Source organism: Pedobacter sp. GQ55 (genome assembly GCF_059758925.1).
In genome coordinates this window covers 142,893-159,217 of sequence record NZ_JCAXEI010000003.1, presented here as the reverse complement: position 1 = coordinate 159,217, position 16,325 = coordinate 142,893, and the positions used below count along the sequence as shown (strand labels likewise).

The window sequence follows — 16,325 nt, the reverse complement described above, 5'->3', positions numbered from 1 at the left end:
AAAAACACATATAAAATCACAAAAACTAAAAATACACAAGTTATTTAACTTAAATCACCATAAATATTAACAACATTCTATATATACACAAATTTATTGATATTTTTTCTTTACCAGATCCACGCCATCCAATGGCCAGTGTGATTAAAGTATTGTTGACTTCACCCTAGCAATAAGAAATTGGGCCATTGAACCTGCAATAAAACTTCTGGTTGTGACACCATTTATAGTATTAGGCAGTTTTGTACTTGGATCACTTATTTTATTAATTCCAGGGGTTAAGAAAATCATTTAATGGTTACCTACTTTTTTAAAGATTTAAAGTATCAAAGATCTCCCCCCGGGTAAGCTTACCATTTATCTTTGCTATCGCTTCGACTTTAGCCTTAAGGCACAATGCATTGTCTGACAGGCGGTAAATATCTTCAAAAAATACCATCTTCACACCCTGTCTTTCAATTCGCACTTTCACAGAAAAGACATCTCCCGAAGTGAGGGAATTTTTAAAATCCATTTCTATTCTGGACACCATTAATAAAATACCTTTTTCCGTCAGTTCCTTGAATGAAATTGCCTTCGAATGAAGATACTCATGCCTTGCATGCTCCAAATAATTCTGATACACCGCGTTATTTACGACCCCTTGTATATCACATTCATAATCCCTCACTTTAAGTTGAATTTCAAAAATATAGTCTTTCATATTACGATAAAGATCATAACATTACTTGGGTTTTTAAAGTACAACCGGCTAATATTTGACAATTTGCTTATTCAATAGCATATCTATTGTCTGGGCAATGCGTCGTACCCGTGCCTCATCCTGATTTGCTGCTCCGATCCAATCGAGGAAAGCTTTGCGTTCAGTTTCAGTATAGCTCTGGTAAGTTTGATAAGCCTCAGGTTCATCCTGAAGGCATACTAAAAGATCTTCGGGCATAGCCATAGGTATATCTTCAGCATCTGCGTATAATAGCACGTATACTTTATCACCTTCTTTTTTGCCTATCTTTTTCCTGATCTCTGCTTTTATCGGAAGAAACAGTCCACCGTCCCGAATGGGCATCAAACCATAGTTAATCAATTCATAATCATCGATAGTACCACTCACCTTAACAGTCCCAAATTTCCCTCTATAATCTGAGCTAACTCCCGGGAGCCTCACATACGTCCACCCGCCTTTACCCGGTATCTTCTCCAGCAGAAATGTTCCTTCAATGAGTGCTGCTTTTGACATTTATAAAAAATCTGATGATCGTGGATTCAATTTATTGTAAAAATAACTAAACTTGGTTTAGAATATTAACTTTATTTTAAAACTGATGCCCATAGAGAGATCTGTCCTGGTATCATCCAGCATCTAAATATTAAATAAAAACTTAAGTACTGTCATCCTTCCTCTTAGATTATAATGGTTATACCCGAACTGATTGGCAGATAGACTGTAGGTATTGTACGCTTTAATATTTGCAAGATTTGTAATATCCAGTTCAATATCTGTCCGCCATTTTTGTATTTTATACCTAATGTTCGCATCAGCAAAGAAGTAACGGATATCTTCCATTCGTTGCTGACTTGTATACTGGTGCCTGCTACTGAGTCGTAAAAAGGTATTTTTAATTGGAGAATAGCCCAAGCTAAATGTTTGATCAAATTGACGGATGCGCTGGCTATATTGATTACCCGCAGAAGTACTGTTTAAAGGGTTGCTTGTAATCCACGACCCTGAACCTTCGTATTTCAAGCTGATCTGATCCCATAAGCGAACTTCTATACTTGGCTGAATGGTAAAGGCAATATTCTTGTAAGGCAACAAGGTTTCATTAAGAAACTGATTAAAACGTGTGGTACCCCATGTTGCTTTAATTCCTGTTGTTGCCCCCAATGCAAAAATATATTTACTGAACCCTGCACTTGCACTAAATGCACTTACATCATTTGTATAAGGTAACAATACTGTACTTGAGATATTATTGGTTATCTCTCTTGAAGCAATAGTATTTGAGGTAGCTGCAAAAAAAGAACATTGGCAAACTCATAAATGATGTGGCAACCAATATGCGACCCCAGCTTGAGCAACGACAAGCAAGCTTATCCATTAGACCCATTACAGGAAAAACTGAAGCTATGATAGACACAGATCATTTTTCAAATGTAATCTATAACCTGATCGACAATAGTCTAAAATATACAGATGAACCTCCTGAGATCGAGATCACCTATGGATTAAATGCCGATGAAAGCTTGCTGGAGATAGTCATCGAAGACAATGGCATCGGCATTCCTGAGGCATATCATGATAAGGTATTTGATAGCTTTTTCCGTGTTCCTACAGGCAACCTTCACAATGTAAAGGGATTTGGTCTTGGATTAAATTATGTTGCGGGGATTGTAAAAAAACATAATGGCACCATTGAACTAAAAAGTAGTATAGCTAAAGGCACTTCTTTTATCATTACAGTGCCTGTATAACAATGAAACATCAAAATGGTTAAATTGAAGATATTATTAGCAGAAGATGAACCCTTTTTAGGAAAGATCATAAAAGAAAGTTTCGAAACAAGAGATTTTGAGGTATCATGGGTGCAAAACGGGATTAAGGCTTATTCAGTTTTCCGAAGTTTTCAACCAGACATCTGTATTCTGGATGTGATGATGCCCGAAAAAGATGGCTTCTCGGTAACCGAAGACATCCGAAAGATTGATACCGCAGTACCAATTCTTTTTCTAACAGCGAGGTCATTGACCGAAGATGTAATCAAAGGATTCGAATTGGGCTGCAACGATTACCTGAAAAAGCCTTTTAGTATGGAAGAACTTATTGTACGGGTGAAGTCGTTATTAGGTCGTTCAGAGAAACACAAAACAAGCCTGCCAACTGAAAATTTTAGTATTGGCAATTATGAATTTAACAACACCATACAGGAATTAACATTAGGTAATGAAAGTGTAAAGCTGTCTTTTCGTGAAGCATCCTTATTAAAAGATGCTGATTGAGAACAAGAATCAGGTGCTAGCCAGAAAATTAGCTTTAGACTATCTTTGGGGAGAGGACAATTTTTTTGCTGCCAGAAGTATGGATGTGTTTATTACCAAATTACGCAAACATTTAAAGCACGATACAAATATTGAAATTGTAAATATTCGTGGAGTCGGTTATAAATTAATCATCAACGATTAATGGGAGAAGTTTGCACTTGCAGCCACGGCTTTCTTTTCGGGGAGCAATACTAAAAACAAACCTACTAAAACAAGCAAGAACATATTGACGGACATGGCGGTCTGGTAAGCTTTTAAATAAGTAATAGCAGAAGGTTTTTCACCTGCCAGAGAAAAGAATAAGCCACCAATAATTCCAATACCGAGTGCAATAGCGGTTTGCTGAAAAGTGGCATAAGTACCTGAGGCAGCACCGGCAAATTTTGTAGGTATGCTTTTTAATGCCATTGTCATCAATGATGGAAGCACCGAACCACAACCAAGCCCATATATAAACAGAACAGGATAAGCAATAAACCGGTTAATGTCGACCGAATTGAATACAACGATATGCAACGCGCTGGCAATAATCATGATCAGTATTCCACCCTGTAATACTTTTTTTCCATATCTGGGTACCAGCCGAATTGAAATCAGGGATGCAACCACAAAACCAAGCCCCTGCAATACAAAGAACAGACCCGCTTCTGTAGAACTAATTCCAAATCCTGTTTGCAACAGGATCACATTGAGCAGAAAATAAGAATCCTGTACCATAAAATAAAACAATACAGCCCAAAGTGCTATGTTAAAATCTTTGAAGGCGAACAGTTTCATGTCGATGAGGGGGTATCCTCCTCGGTTGAGTTTTTGTTTCTGATCATAAACAAACCAAAGTAACAATGGCAAAGATCCTGCGAGACAAAGCAGGCTCCAAAGTGGCCAGCCTAACTCCCTGCCGCGGATCAAGGGGTAGATTAAAGCCATTAAAGTTAATGTGAGGAGCAGCACCCCTGAATAATCGAATTTCTCTTTGGCCTGACTGTTCCGGCTTGGCAGGAACTTTACTGCAAGCAAAACTGAAGCTAGTCCCAAGGGAACATTGATCAGAAAAAGAAGGCGCCAGCCTGCCACAATGAAATGCAGATCGGGCAATAGACCACCTAAAAATTGTCCGATAACAGACGCTGAGCCGGCAATACTTCCATAAATACTAATAGCTTTTATACGTTCCAAAGGATCTGGAAAAAGCACCTGGATATAGGAAATACCTTGGGGAATCATAAAGCCGGCACTGATGCCCTGCAGCAAACGGGCTAGATTTAACTGAAAAGCAGTTTGAGAAATGCCACAAAAGGCAGAAGCAACGGTAAAAGCAATCATTCCACTCAGAAAAACCCTTTTCTTCCCGAATTGGTCACCCGCCCGCCCTCCAGTGATGAGAAAGGCCGCATAGCCAAGCAGGTATAATGCAATAACGAGTTGGATGTCACCATCAGAACCATTAATGCCTTTACGTATTGAGGGTAGGGCTACATTAACAATAAAAATATCAATAACTGCTAAAAAAATAGAAGATGAGATAATTGTCAATAGAAACCATTTTGAAATTTGTCTGCTCATTTTTGGTTAAATTAGTCAGCAAAATTGAAGTCTTTGAGACAGGTCCACAAGTAGTTTTAAAAAAGATACCAGGTATGAAAAAAGATACGAATATTGATTTACAGCCATTTGCAAAAGAGGAAACCGGCGAATATAACTGCCCGATGACAAAAGTGCTTCGTATTATTGGCGGTAAATGGAAGCTGCTGATCCTGAATGCTATTTTATTGGAATGTCCGAAACGTTTTGGAGCACTTAAAAAGAAGATGCCTGATATTACCCAGGCTACGCTTACCACACAATTGCGCGAGCTGGAGCGTGATGGCATCATTTTACGGACGGTTTATGCAGAATCTCCACCAAGAGTAGAATATAAGTTGAGTGAGCTCGGTTTAACCCTTGTTCCGATTATTGAGTTGTTAAATAAATGGGGCAATACCTATTGCCAGTCCTCAAAATAGACGGAAATTGAGACGCATACGCGAAAACTTGATACAGAAGCACAGTCCCAACAAACTTCAATCCCTTAATTTTACAATCCAAATTAACAATACAAATCAACTATATACACAAAAATGAACAAATCCAACAAATTAAAAGTCCTGGGCTTACTGGCTTGCTTTTTCGCAATAAGCCAAACCAAGGCCCAGGATAGGAAAGCTCCATCCTACCCGTTAATCACGCACAATCCTAATTTCAGTATCTGGTCAAATACCGACCAGCTCAATGCATCTACTACCACTCACTGGACAGGTGCAGATCATTCACTCCTGGGCCTGATCAATGTAGACGGTAATATCTATCGCTTCCTGGGTAAGGAAGAGGCAAACTATAAAACTATACTCGGTACTTCCGATGAAACTCCTTATACAGTAAAATACACTGAAACGGCACCTCAGGGCGACTGGAAGTCTGCTACATATGCTGCCAGCGACTGGAAATCGGGCTCGGCTCCTATTGGAGATGATGCCAAACAAGTAAAAACACTTTGGAAATCTAATGACATTTGGGTAAGAAGAGTATTTAATATTGCTAATACTGCCAGCATTAATGAACTGCTGTTAAAAATGAACCATGATGACAATATTGAAGTATATTTAAATGGCAAAAAGGTTTATCAAAAAGAAGGCTGGACCAATACATTCCAGTATTTCCCATTAGACAAAAGTGATCTAAAAACCGGCCAGAACGTGATCGCCATACACCTGGCCAACTCAGCAGGGGGCAGGTATCTGGACTTTGGTTTGGCAGATAAACTGAAGGACAATGCGGCCAAGATTCAATTGGCAAATCAGAAAAATGTAGAGGTCACTGCTACACAAACGATCTACGATTTTACCTGTGGTAAAGTAGATCTTAAAGTCACCTTTACTTCGCCTCTGCTCTTGAATGATTTAGGATTACTGGCCCGTCCTGTTTCTTACATCACTTATAATGTACAAGCAAACGACAAGAAAACACACTCAGTAAAAGTTTTTCTAAGCGCTTCTTCAAACATCGCAGTATATAAACCTTCGCAGGAAATTAGTGCAAAAAAATACTCAACAGCTAAATTGTCGATCCTGAAAGCAGGTACGGTAGAACAACCGATTCTTCAAAAAGGCGCTGATGATATGCGTATCGATTGGGGTTATTTCTACGTAGCTGCTCCTAAATCCAGCAACGCGGTACAGTTTATAACCAACGGCAGTTCTGCTGCTGATGCTTTCAGAAACGGATCTTCAGCTTCGACAGCCTCTCGCGGCAAATCCCTTGCATTAAATACAGTTGTTCCTTTTGGAACTGTTGGACAAACACCAGTAGTGCGTTTTGTTGAGCTCGGTTATGACGAGGTTTATGCAATTCAGTATTTTAAGAGAGACCTGAGACCTTGGTGGAACACTTCTGGGAAGGAGACCATGGAAGGTCAATTGACCGATGCAGCTAACCAGTATAAAGAGGTAATGCAAAAATGTGAGACTTTTAACAAAGAAGTATATGCAGATGCACTTAAATCTGGTGGCAAGGAATATGCACACCTGTGCATACTCGGCTATCGTCAGAGTATTGCAGCACACACCTTAGTAAAAAGTCCTGAGGGTGAAATCTTATGGTTATCTAAAGAAAACAACAGTGGTGGATTCATCAATACTGTTGATGTAACTTACCCTTCTGCCCCGCTCTATCTGATTTACAATCCTGCTTTACTGCAAGGTATGTTGAACGGTATATTTTATTTCAGCGAAAGCGGCAAATATCCTCATCCATGGGCCGCACACGATTTGGGTACATACCCATTGGCTAACGGCCAAACTTACGGGGAGCCGATGCCAGTTGAAGAATCGGGCAATATGATTATCCTTACGGCAGCGATTGCCAAGGCACAGGGTAATGCAAACTATGCAAAAAAGCATTGGGAAACCTTGACTATCTGGGCAGATTACCTGACCAAAGAAGGATTGGATCCTAAAACGCAGTTGTGTACGGATGATTTTGCAGGCCACCTGGCAAGAAATGCAAACTTATCAGTAAAAGCAATTGTAGGAATTGCCAGCTATGCACAAATGGCAGAGACACTGGGTTACACCGAAATTGCCAAGAAATACAGAGCAATAGCTGAGAGCATGGTTCCTAAATGGATTGAAATGGCTGACGCGGGTGATCATTATGCCTTGACTTTTGATAACAAAAACACCTGGAGCCAGAAGTATAACCTCGTATGGGATAAAGTTTTGGGTCTGAACTTATTTCCACAGAAGGTTTATGATACCGAAATTAAATATTACCTGACAAAGCAAAACAAATTCGGTTTACCGTTGGACAGCAGAAAGGCATATACTAAAAATGACTGGATCTTATGGACAGCGACTTTTGCTTCAACGGAGAAGGAATTTGAAGCATTGGTAAAACCGGTTTACAGACACGCCATCGAAACGGAATCGCGCGTTCCTTTGAACGATTTTTATGACTCCAATACCGGTATCCGCGACAACTTTAAAGCAAGAAGTGTGGTTGGTGGATTTTATATGAAACTTTTTTCAGACAAACTGAAAGGAAAATAAATCGGCTTTGTTGAAATTCTGTGCCATTACTGGCACAGAATTTTCAATGACTTTTACTTATTAAAATCCGGATATGGCATCCCTTTGCCAGTTTCACAAAGCAATTTCAAACTCCTCAGAAAAAGCGCCCAGTCAAAACTGCAGCCGGCAAATTCAGGGGTATATGCGGCCCACCCATCATGATGAAAAGATAGCGAAGATCCTTTACGATGAGGTTCCAATTCAAAAGTAATCGTGGTACCCACCCACTCTTCGTATGCTTTAAGGCAAAGCCATTTTACGCTACTGTATGGTTTAAGCTCGGTTATCTCCATTTCTTTAAAATAGCTCGACCCAAATGCAAACCTCGCAACACTGCCAACTTCAGGTTTTGCAATTGTTTCAGGTGTCCACCAGCCTGACAGGCCTTTTTGGGTGGTTAAGGCACCATAAACTTTTTCTACCGGTGCTTCAATAAGTAATTTGTGATATATCCTTTTTGTGGCTATTTCTTCTGCTGAAAGATCATTCGCTGGCAATTGTGTTTTAAGAGTTCCCTCTTCTACATCCTTAGGTGTTGCATCACCTTTACCTGTCAAAATAAGATTTTTCAAACTATCTTGTATATAATGTGTCCATGCATCGTGGCAAACATTAAAACATTCATAATCTGGCACTAAACCTTGGTGTGTAAACTTCAATTGCGTTTTATCATCTTTTTCAGAGATTTCAAAAACCACATTAGTGTCTTTCCATTCTGTCTCATCTTTGGTGAATTTGAAATAGTTGTCGAGCACATGCCAAACCACTTTTTTATTGGGAACAGACTCAGTGATCCTCATTTTGGCGCGATGGACATCCTGGTAATGATATAAAAACTCACTATTAAGTTTGTCTGTGTCTCCGTCAATATTTTCAGACCACCAGCCACGTACATTATTAATAGCACTAAAAACATCCGGTGCTGCGGCATCAACTAAAATCGTTGTTGTGAAATCTTCATTTTTCATAGTCGTAAGAATTATTATCTAAAAAATATATTCCTGCATCATTTGCCAGATGCTTTCTAATTCAAAATTACAGACAAACACAGATCGATCGGAGGTGTATAATAGACTTTCTTAGGGGTTGATTTAGACAATGTTGTTAATAGTATTTGAAGTTACCGATTATATCATTCGACTTTAACACTATTTAACACCTGACGCTCAATGGATTCGAAAAGTAAACCATCATAATTGCATAACTTTAGATATGCGTTTGAAAGCTCTCCTTTTAGTTTTACAATTCTTTCTGATCCAACAGGTTTCAGCTCAAGTTGTTACTGGTACAGTGGTTGACAGAGATTCACGCCTCACGTTAGAAAACGTAGAAGTGACGAATGCTACTTCCAAAGAAAAGGTAATCACTAATGCCAAAGGCGAGTTTAATATTAGAGCTATTCCTAATCAAATATTAATTTTTAATCAGCCTGGTTACTTTTCCGACACCCTGTTTTTGATAAATGCAAAGCCCATACGTAAGTATATGACGCTGAACAACAGGTTTCTCCATACGGTAGAAATCAGGGCCGAGGCATTTAATCCTGAAGTCCAGTATGCAGATGTATATAGAAAAGCAAAGGCAATTAAACTGGCAAAGAACCAACCATTCATTTTCTCTCCTTCCAGGTATTTTAGTCGGGAGGGAAAGTTTGCCAGGCGGTTTAAAAGGAAATTAGAACGTGAGAAAACCGAGCGCAAGATCGATCAACGCTTTAATGAAAAAGTAGTTAAAACATTAACTCCGCTTGCCGGAGATGAGCTGGATTATTTTATGGTGCTCTATAGACCAACAATCAAAAAGCTAGACAAGATGGATGATGATGATATGAAGTTTTATCTAATGGCTGCATATAAAGAATTTAAGGCCTTACCAGCAGAAAAAAGAGTTTCACCTTCATTGAAAAGCTATTAGTATAAACGCTTCTTAATGCAGAACATGAACTAAAATTTGAGTTATACTATGGAAAAATTTTTAATATTTCGATATATGGATCGATATCCCTGTAGTCTGGTGACTACAGGGATTTAACATTTCGAGTGGAACAATTACAATAAATCAAACCTATCTAAATTCATTACTTTACTCCAGGCCGCTACAAAATCTTTCACAAACTTACTTTGAGCATCGGCACTTCCATATACTTCAGCAATAGCCCTCAATTCTGAGTTAGAGCCAAACACAAGATCTGCACGAGTTGCGGTCCACTTTATCTCACCAGTAGTACGATCACTACCCTCATAGAGTTCTCTATCTTGAGACACAGCTTTCCATGAAGTTCTCATATCCAGCAGATTTACAAAAAAATCGTTAGTAAGCTGCCCTGCGCGTGATGTAAACACACCATGTTTTGAACCATCAAAATTTGTATTCAATGCACGCAGCCCTCCTACTAAGACTGTTAACTCAGGTGCAGAAAGGGTCAGCAAATGAGCTTTATCTATCAATAATTCTTCAGTAGATACAGGAATTTTTGATTTGCGGTAATTGCGGAAACCATCAGCAATTGGCTCCAGGTAACCCACAGATTCAACATCAGTTTGTTCCTGAGAAGCGTCTGCACGACCTGATGCAAAAGGCACCGTAACGGTATGTCCGGCGTCCTTCGCTGCTTTTTCAATTCCTGCACCACCAGCTAGAACAATCAAATCAGCTAAAGAAACTTTTTTGCCGCCCGACTGTACACCATTAAAATCCTTTTGAATACCTTCTAAAATATCTAATACCTTTTGTAATTGCCCAGGATTATTTACCTGCCAGTATTTTTGTGGAGCTAAACGAATACGTGCACCATTAGCACCACCTCGCTTGTCTGAACCACGGAAAGTGGAAGCTGAAGCCCAAGCAGTAGAAACCAATTCTGATATATTCAATCCAGAAGCTAATACCTTTGTCTTCAATACCGTAATATCATTTTCGTCTATTAGCTTATGATCAACTGCAGGAATAGGATCTTGCCAAATTAGTTCTTCCGCAGGCACATCAGGGCCAAGGTAACGTGCACGAGGCCCCATATCACGATGAGTTAATTTAAACCATGCACGAGCAAAAGCGTCAGCAAATTCATCTGGATTTTCCAGAAAACGTCTCGATATTTTTTCATAAACCGGATCAAACCTTAAGGCAAGGTCTGTGGTAAGCATAGAAGGTGCATGTTTTTTTGAGCTATCAAATGCATCCGGAATAATATCTCCTGCATCTTTAGCTACCCACTGGTGGGCACCAGCCGGACTTTTAGTAAGTTGCCATTCAAAACCAAGTAGGTTTTCAAAAAAATTATTGCTCCATTGAGTTGGTGTTGTTGTCCAGATTACTTCAAGCCCACTTGTAATAGCATCAGCACCTTTACCAGAGCCATAACTGTTACTCCAGCCAAGGCCTTGCATATCCAGGTCTACAGCTTCAGGCTCTTTGCCTACATTGGTAGCTGGTGCAGCGCCATGAGTCTTACCAAAACTATGGCCTCCCGCAATTAAAGCAACCGTTTCCTCATCGTTCATAGCCATACGGCCAAAAGTATCACGGATGTCTTTAGCTGCGGCAATAGGGTCTGGATTACCATCAGGTCCTTCGGGGTTTACGTAGATAAGTCCCATCTGTACGGCAGCTAATGGTTTCTCCAGATTGCGAGAGTGGATCTTACCGTCTGCATTGTCATCAGACACTACTACTCCGTGGTTCTCTTCAACACCTTCTGATCCATGTCCATAACGCAGATCACCACCTAGCCAGGTACGCTCAGAACCCCAATACACGTCCTCATCCGGCTCCCATACATCTGGGCGCCCACCGGCAAAACCAAATGTTTTAAAGCCCATTGATTCGAGTGCTATATTTCCGGTAAGAATCATTAAATCGGCCCATGAAATCTTATTACCATATTTTTGTTTAATAGGCCAAAGTAGCCTGCGGGCTTTATCAAGGCTCACATTATCTGGCCAACTATTAAGCGGGGCAAAACGTTGCTGCCCAGCACCAGCACCACCACGGCCATCACCCACACGATAGGTACCGGCACTATGCCATGCCATGCGAATAAACAAGCCACCGTAATGTCCGAAGTCTGCCGGCCACCAATCCTGGGAGTCAGTCATAAGTGCATGAAGGTCTTTTTTTACTGCTTCGAGATCAAGGCTTTTGAAAGCCTCAGTATAGTCGAAATCTTCACCCAATGGGTTCGATAACGAGGAGTGCTGACGCAGGATGCTTAACTTTAATTGGTTGGGCCACCAGTCACGGTTTCTGGTGCCGCCACCGCCAATATTGTGTTTCATGCTGCCATTATGAAATGGGCATTTACTGATATCGTTTGATTCTTTTTCCATTTTTATCAATTTATGGTATTGAACTGTTTCTAAGTCGTGTTCTGACTATTTATAAATTTATGATATTAGGACTAATAATCACAATCATTTAATTCTATATTTCGATAGCTAAAATCTATTACGGCAAGTATAAATCTATAATTCCTTAAGGACTAAGCCACTCTAAAACTGTTTGAAATGTAATACAATCAATGTTGCTAATATTAAAACTCTTCTTATATTTGATCATTATTTTTAATTGATCTAAATAAGCTTTATATGAGGATACTTTACGCTGCGCTCTCTTTTATTTGTTTGTCACTATTTGCTCAGGTAGCATCAGCCCAGCTAAGCATAAATGGCAAAATAACCGACAAATCCAACAAACCTATTCCTGGAGCCACCGTTAAATTGGTAGAAATGAATTTGATTCAGATCACTGATCAGGATGGTCATTTCGAGTTTTCCGATCTTACGCCCAGCTCTTATAGCTTTATTGCTTCTTATATTGGCTATGAAACACAAAACACCAGATTTAACCTTCAAAATGGAAAAACACAATTGACCATCCAATTGGAGAATAAAGATAACGAATTGCAAGGTGTGGAGATAACCGGAAGGAAGGAACAGGCGTATAAGAATACCAAATCCTTTTCCGGAACTAAGACGGAAACCCCGCTTAGGTATGTACCACAGGCAATCAGTTATGTAACCAAAGAGGTGATAGACGATCAGCAAGCTTTTAAAGCAAGTGATGTTATCAAAAACATCAGCGGTGCTACTCACTTTTCTTACTATAATAATGATATTTCTTTAAGGGGATTCCGATCAAGCAACGCATTAATTAACGGTCTAAGAACCCCTACCAGCAGCTGGAGTCAGCCATTACTTCCAAACGTAGAGCGGATAGAGGTAATCAAGGGTCCGGCCTCCGCATTATTTGCCAATACAGATCCCGGAGGTACCGTAAATACAGTAACTAAAAAGCCACTGGATGAGGCACGTAAATCAATCAATTTCGCTACAGGAAGCTATAATACCAACAGGCTGATGGCGGATTTTACAGGCCCTATGAATGATACCAAGACTTTACTTTACCGCCTGAACCTTGCTTACCAAAACGCAGAGTCGTTCCGGGTATTACAAGGTGGCGAGGATATTGTTATTGCACCTTCAATTTCATTCATCCCAGATGATAAAACGCAGGTGAATTTCGATTTCGTGTATTCTAAAACAAAGAGTCGCTTAGACCGTGGTCAGCCTATATTTGGCGCTACTGCCGGAACTGATCTTAACTCTACCCCTATTTCTTTTGCTCTTGGAAAAAGAAATGATTTCGAGAATGAAACGAACTTATACGTTACTACATCACTACAAAGAAAAATCACCAAAAACGTAACTTTCAATGCATCTTATATGAAGTTCATGTATGATGAGGATTTGCTGGAACACCGTACTTCAAACCGGTATGCAGTAGATGCTGCCGGAGTTTCAATCCCTACAAAGATGGAAATGCAGACCATCCGCAGACAAGGAAAAAATTATAGCGATAATATTACCGCATATTTTGTTACCGACTTCAATACAGGTCCTTTAAAACATAAAGTAGTTACAGGATACGATTATATCCAAAATGAATCACCTATAGGTAATTCTAACTATAATGCAACGGGCTATAGAAGAGTAGACGGAACGGTTGCGAATTTCCAGCTTCCTCCTACTCCGGAAAAACCAAATCCCTCTTACGTAGAATTTATCTATGATAAAAAATCGGGAAACCCACTGCCAAATGTACCACACTTCGATCTGGTCAATCCTGATTATTCCATTTCTGAAATTTCCGGCTACATCAATTCCTCTTCTCAAACTGATCCTGCCAAATATTATGTTCATGGAATTTACATCCAGGATCAGATCAGCTTTGGCAAATTCCAGGCTTTGTTGGCCCTAAGACAAGAATACTATACAGATATCAACAGATATAAAAAATCGGATGAGAAAAAGGTAGAGCAAAAGGCGCTCATACCTCGAGTTGGTTTGGTCTATACACCTTTCGATCAGGTAAGTTTCTATGGTACTTATGCTGAAGGTTATCAGCCGCAAAGTGTTGCTCAGATTGGAGATCCAGCTAGATTCGGCGGTCCATTTGATCCCCTAATCAGCAACATGTATGAAGTGGGTGCAAAAACTGAATTCTTTGAGAAACGACTTTCTGCCAATCTTTCGTTTTATCGCATAGAGCAGAACAATGTATTAATCAATGCAGGTAACCCTGGAAACACCGAAGAACTCAGACAAGAAGGCCAGCAACGCGCTAAGGGTATAGAGATTGACGTCAATGGTACCATTATGCCAAACTTCAGTGTTACAGCAAACTTTGCAATCAGCAGAGCTGAAACCACTAAAAGCGACAAACCTGAAAATGTAGGCCTGTTGAATGCCAACGCTCCAAAAGCACAAGGCGGTTTATGGGCAAAATACACATTTCTGAATCCTGACCTAAAAGGTCTTGGGATAGGCGCTGGAGTAAACTACACCGGCAAAAGAAACACCCTGAATACGATATTGGAACTTCCTGAGTATACACTATTCAGTGCAGCGCTATATTATAATATCGATAAGTTCAAAATTTCGGGTAACCTGAACAACGTGTTCAACAAAACCCACTGGGTGGGTGGATATGATTTTAATAGATTGTATCCGGGTGCACCAAGAAATTTCATGATTGGAATTGGCTATACATTCTAATGAAACCGAATAATAACGATAAAAAAGGGCACAATTTGCTCTGGAAAATCCACCATTGGGCGGGCTTGTACACAGGCATTGTGATTGGTATTCTTTGCTTTACCGGTGCAGTCGCGGTATTCATCCCTGAAATCGATGGCTGGGTCCAAAGGCGTTATTATTCGGTTTATACCGCATCTCAAGCAACACCTGCGCTACCGAAAATTGATAACTCTTTTGCCGAAGCTAAAAAGCAATATCCCAAGATGAGTGGTTTACTGGTCGAAATGCCCGACAAGCCAGGAGGCATCGCTACTTTCAGTTTTGCTGTAAAAGGCAAAGACAAAGCATCAAGCCAGTCCTATTCTCTGTTTGTTGATCCAGTGCAGGACAAAATCCTGGGCAGTCGCGACCGACAAAATTCGTTAGCCAATTACCTAAGGCAAATGCATGTCCGTTTGTATGAAGGTTTTTGGGGCCGGCAACTGGTGGGTTTGGCTGGAGTAGCCTTTGTAATAGTTACCATTACGGGCTTTCTGATCTATGGAAACTTCATGAAAAAGCAACCTTATCCAAAAATCCGAAAGAAGAATTTGCGCATTTTAATGGCCGACTGGCATAAAATATTAGGTATAAGTGCACTGGCTTTCAATTTTGTAATCGCGTGTTCCGGTGCCTGGCTAGGCTTGCAACCTAAACTGATGCAATGGTTTAACATTAAAGCCCCTAATGATTTTAAGGCTGATGTAATCATAGATAAGAAAGAAGATGCAACCGTTGCTGTACATTGGGATAAAGTATTTAAAGTGGTAAAACAAGAATTCCCAGATCTTAAGCCAGGTTATATGCGTGCTTCTGAGGACGGGACAGCTACCATCGAAATTCATGGAAGTGTTGACGGCCAGATTTACGAAAGAAACATAAATTCACTTGTTATTTCCAAGACTACATACAAACCCTTATTCAAATGCGACATTAGCAAAGCATCATTCAGAGATAAATTTTATTCGGTACAGGAGGCTCTTCATTTCGGTGATTTTGGTGGTTTAGGTTTAAAGATATTGTATACTGTTCTTGGTCTTGCAAGTGCTTTTTTGTCAATTAGTGGTTTCGTAGTGTATTTATATCGTACAGATAAGAAGAAAAAAAGATCCATTAGCCCTTTAAAAACTACTTTCATTTATTCTATCCTGTTTTTATTGATCCTTATCATCATTGCTATGATCAGCATGTTTATCGGCTACCGTCAGGCTTCCTTTATTGCAGCAATCATCGTAAATGGTACACTGGCTATATTCATCATTTATGCCATTACCAATTATATCCTTAAAAAAATGAAGCCAAAAGCCAGCATCATATGAACATGAAAGCCTTTTCCTTAATCCAACATAAGCTGATCCCCACAGCATTAATAGCCGGAAATATCGCCATTATCCACCTCATTTATTTGCTGGCAAAAGGAGATTATAGCTACACCTTATGGGCAACAGCTCTTTGTATCATCAGCTTAATGATTGGAATTTTGTGCGCCAACAAGTATTTGCTGCTGGCAGGAATAATTTCCTACAGCATTCTGGTATTAAGCACCTTAATTTTTTTGCCTGTGTAATAAACAGGCGCACCAGAACTTCATTCAGCATGTGATACAGCA

The 16,325-nt window shown here is 39.8% G+C and carries 15 protein-coding genes; 9 read left to right on the top strand and 6 right to left on the bottom strand.

Annotated features, from left to right (window positions below):
• Positions 1–310: 310 nt before the first annotated feature.
• The 3 genes from AC6CH7_RS09615 to AC6CH7_RS09605 all read right to left on the bottom strand — a co-directional run bounded on the left by AC6CH7_RS09615 (position 311) and on the right by AC6CH7_RS09605 (position 1,954).
• Entirely contained in the window at positions 311–703 is a 393-nt protein-coding gene (locus tag AC6CH7_RS09615; protein WP_498262490.1) for an acyl-CoA thioesterase, read from the bottom strand.
• A 48-nt stretch (positions 704–751) separates the two neighbouring features.
• Positions 752–1,237 carry a YdeI/OmpD-associated family protein gene (locus tag AC6CH7_RS09610; protein ID WP_498262489.1) on the bottom strand — a complete coding sequence of 162 codons (486 nt, stop codon included), beginning with the start codon at positions 1,235–1,237 and terminating at the stop codon, positions 752–754.
• 123 nt (positions 1,238–1,360) lie between these two features.
• Positions 1,361–1,954, bottom strand: a complete 594-nt coding sequence (locus AC6CH7_RS09605; RefSeq protein WP_498262488.1) for a hypothetical protein — start codon at positions 1,952–1,954, stop codon at positions 1,361–1,363.
• A 173-nt stretch (positions 1,955–2,127) separates the two neighbouring features.
• Between AC6CH7_RS09605 and AC6CH7_RS09600 the strand changes: the two genes are divergently transcribed.
• Genes AC6CH7_RS09600 through AC6CH7_RS09590 form a run of 3 tightly spaced genes read left to right on the top strand, consistent with a single transcriptional unit; the run spans position 2,128 to position 3,181 of the window.
• Entirely contained in the window at positions 2,128–2,472 is a 345-nt protein-coding gene (locus tag AC6CH7_RS09600) for a sensor histidine kinase (RefSeq protein ID WP_498262487.1), read from the top strand.
• 24 nt (positions 2,473–2,496) lie between these two features.
• Positions 2,497–2,997, top strand: coding sequence for a response regulator transcription factor (locus AC6CH7_RS09595; RefSeq protein ID WP_498262486.1), 501 nt, complete (start codon positions 2,497–2,499; stop codon positions 2,995–2,997).
• Positions 2,987–3,181, top strand: a complete 195-nt coding sequence (locus AC6CH7_RS09590; protein WP_498262485.1) for a winged helix-turn-helix domain-containing protein — start codon at positions 2,987–2,989, stop codon at positions 3,179–3,181. The genes AC6CH7_RS09595 and AC6CH7_RS09590 overlap by 11 nt, the downstream gene beginning before the upstream one ends.
• On the opposite strand, the gene AC6CH7_RS09585 is transcribed toward AC6CH7_RS09590, so the two are convergent.
• Positions 3,178–4,602 carry an MFS transporter gene (locus AC6CH7_RS09585; protein WP_498262484.1) on the bottom strand — a complete coding sequence of 475 codons (1,425 nt, stop codon included), beginning with the start codon at positions 4,600–4,602 and terminating at the stop codon, positions 3,178–3,180. The genes AC6CH7_RS09590 and AC6CH7_RS09585 overlap by 4 nt on opposite strands.
• A gap of 74 nt (positions 4,603–4,676) precedes the next feature.
• Between AC6CH7_RS09585 and AC6CH7_RS09580 the strand changes: the two genes are divergently transcribed.
• Positions 4,677–5,042: a winged helix-turn-helix transcriptional regulator gene (locus tag AC6CH7_RS09580; RefSeq protein ID WP_498262483.1), complete on the top strand. Its 366-nt coding sequence runs from the start codon at positions 4,677–4,679 to the stop codon at positions 5,040–5,042.
• Positions 5,043–5,156: 114 nt separating this feature from the next.
• Positions 5,157–7,622, top strand: a complete 2,466-nt coding sequence (locus tag AC6CH7_RS09575; protein WP_498262482.1) for a glutaminase family protein — start codon at positions 5,157–5,159, stop codon at positions 7,620–7,622.
• Between the two features lie 53 nt (positions 7,623–7,675).
• Here AC6CH7_RS09575 and AC6CH7_RS09570 read toward each other — a convergent pair whose 3' ends face one another.
• Complete coding sequence (locus AC6CH7_RS09570; RefSeq protein WP_498262481.1) at positions 7,676–8,611, bottom strand: SRPBCC family protein; 936 nt, start codon at positions 8,609–8,611, stop codon at positions 7,676–7,678.
• Between the two features lie 244 nt (positions 8,612–8,855).
• Between AC6CH7_RS09570 and AC6CH7_RS09565 the strand changes: the two genes are divergently transcribed.
• The gene (locus AC6CH7_RS09565) at positions 8,856–9,557 is read left to right on the top strand and encodes a peptidase associated/transthyretin-like domain-containing protein (RefSeq protein ID WP_498262480.1); all 702 of its coding nucleotides are present in this window, start codon (positions 8,856–8,858) and stop codon (positions 9,555–9,557) included.
• Between the two features lie 134 nt (positions 9,558–9,691).
• Here the strand turns inward: AC6CH7_RS09565 and katG are convergent, their stop codons facing one another.
• Complete coding sequence (gene katG / locus AC6CH7_RS09560; RefSeq protein ID WP_498262479.1) at positions 9,692–11,968, bottom strand: catalase/peroxidase HPI; 2,277 nt, start codon at positions 11,966–11,968, stop codon at positions 9,692–9,694.
• Positions 11,969–12,226: 258 nt separating this feature from the next.
• Between katG and AC6CH7_RS09555 the strand changes: the two genes are divergently transcribed.
• The 3 genes from AC6CH7_RS09555 to AC6CH7_RS09545 are packed head-to-tail and all read left to right on the top strand — an operon-like array spanning position 12,227 to position 16,283.
• Positions 12,227–14,695: a TonB-dependent receptor domain-containing protein gene (locus tag AC6CH7_RS09555; protein WP_498262478.1), complete on the top strand. Its 2,469-nt coding sequence runs from the start codon at positions 12,227–12,229 to the stop codon at positions 14,693–14,695.
• Entirely contained in the window at positions 14,695–16,035 is a 1,341-nt protein-coding gene (locus AC6CH7_RS09550; protein WP_498262477.1) for a PepSY-associated TM helix domain-containing protein, read from the top strand. The genes AC6CH7_RS09555 and AC6CH7_RS09550 overlap by 1 nt, the downstream gene beginning before the upstream one ends.
• Positions 16,032–16,283 (top strand): hypothetical protein, encoded by a 252-nt coding sequence (locus AC6CH7_RS09545; RefSeq protein WP_498262476.1) that lies wholly within the window; start codon positions 16,032–16,034, stop codon positions 16,281–16,283. Before AC6CH7_RS09550 ends, AC6CH7_RS09545 begins: the two co-directional genes overlap by 4 nt.
• The last annotated feature ends 42 nt before the right edge of the window (positions 16,284–16,325 follow it).

Coding starts and splice junctions, on each gene's coding strand:
- AC6CH7_RS09615 (WP_498262490.1), bottom strand. CDS start 703: ATGAAAGACTATATTTTTGAAATTCAACTTAAAGTGAGGGATTATGAA.
- AC6CH7_RS09610 (WP_498262489.1), bottom strand. CDS start 1,237: ATGTCAAAAGCAGCACTCATTGAAGGAACATTTCTGCTGGAGAAGATA.
- AC6CH7_RS09600 (WP_498262487.1), top strand. CDS start 2,128: ATGATAGACACAGATCATTTTTCAAATGTAATCTATAACCTGATCGAC.
- AC6CH7_RS09590 (WP_498262485.1), top strand. CDS start 2,987: ATGCTGATTGAGAACAAGAATCAGGTGCTAGCCAGAAAATTAGCTTTA.
- AC6CH7_RS09585 (WP_498262484.1), bottom strand. CDS start 4,602: ATGAGCAGACAAATTTCAAAATGGTTTCTATTGACAATTATCTCATCT.
- AC6CH7_RS09580 (WP_498262483.1), top strand. CDS start 4,677: ATGAAAAAAGATACGAATATTGATTTACAGCCATTTGCAAAAGAGGAA.
- AC6CH7_RS09575 (WP_498262482.1), top strand. CDS start 5,157: ATGAACAAATCCAACAAATTAAAAGTCCTGGGCTTACTGGCTTGCTTT.
- AC6CH7_RS09570 (WP_498262481.1), bottom strand. CDS start 8,611: ATGAAAAATGAAGATTTCACAACAACGATTTTAGTTGATGCCGCAGCA.
- AC6CH7_RS09565 (WP_498262480.1), top strand. CDS start 8,856: ATGCGTTTGAAAGCTCTCCTTTTAGTTTTACAATTCTTTCTGATCCAA.
- katG (WP_498262479.1), bottom strand. CDS start 11,968: ATGGAAAAAGAATCAAACGATATCAGTAAATGCCCATTTCATAATGGC.
- AC6CH7_RS09555 (WP_498262478.1), top strand. CDS start 12,227: ATGAGGATACTTTACGCTGCGCTCTCTTTTATTTGTTTGTCACTATTT.
- AC6CH7_RS09550 (WP_498262477.1), top strand. CDS start 14,695: ATGAAACCGAATAATAACGATAAAAAAGGGCACAATTTGCTCTGGAAA.
- AC6CH7_RS09545 (WP_498262476.1), top strand. CDS start 16,032: ATGAACATGAAAGCCTTTTCCTTAATCCAACATAAGCTGATCCCCACA.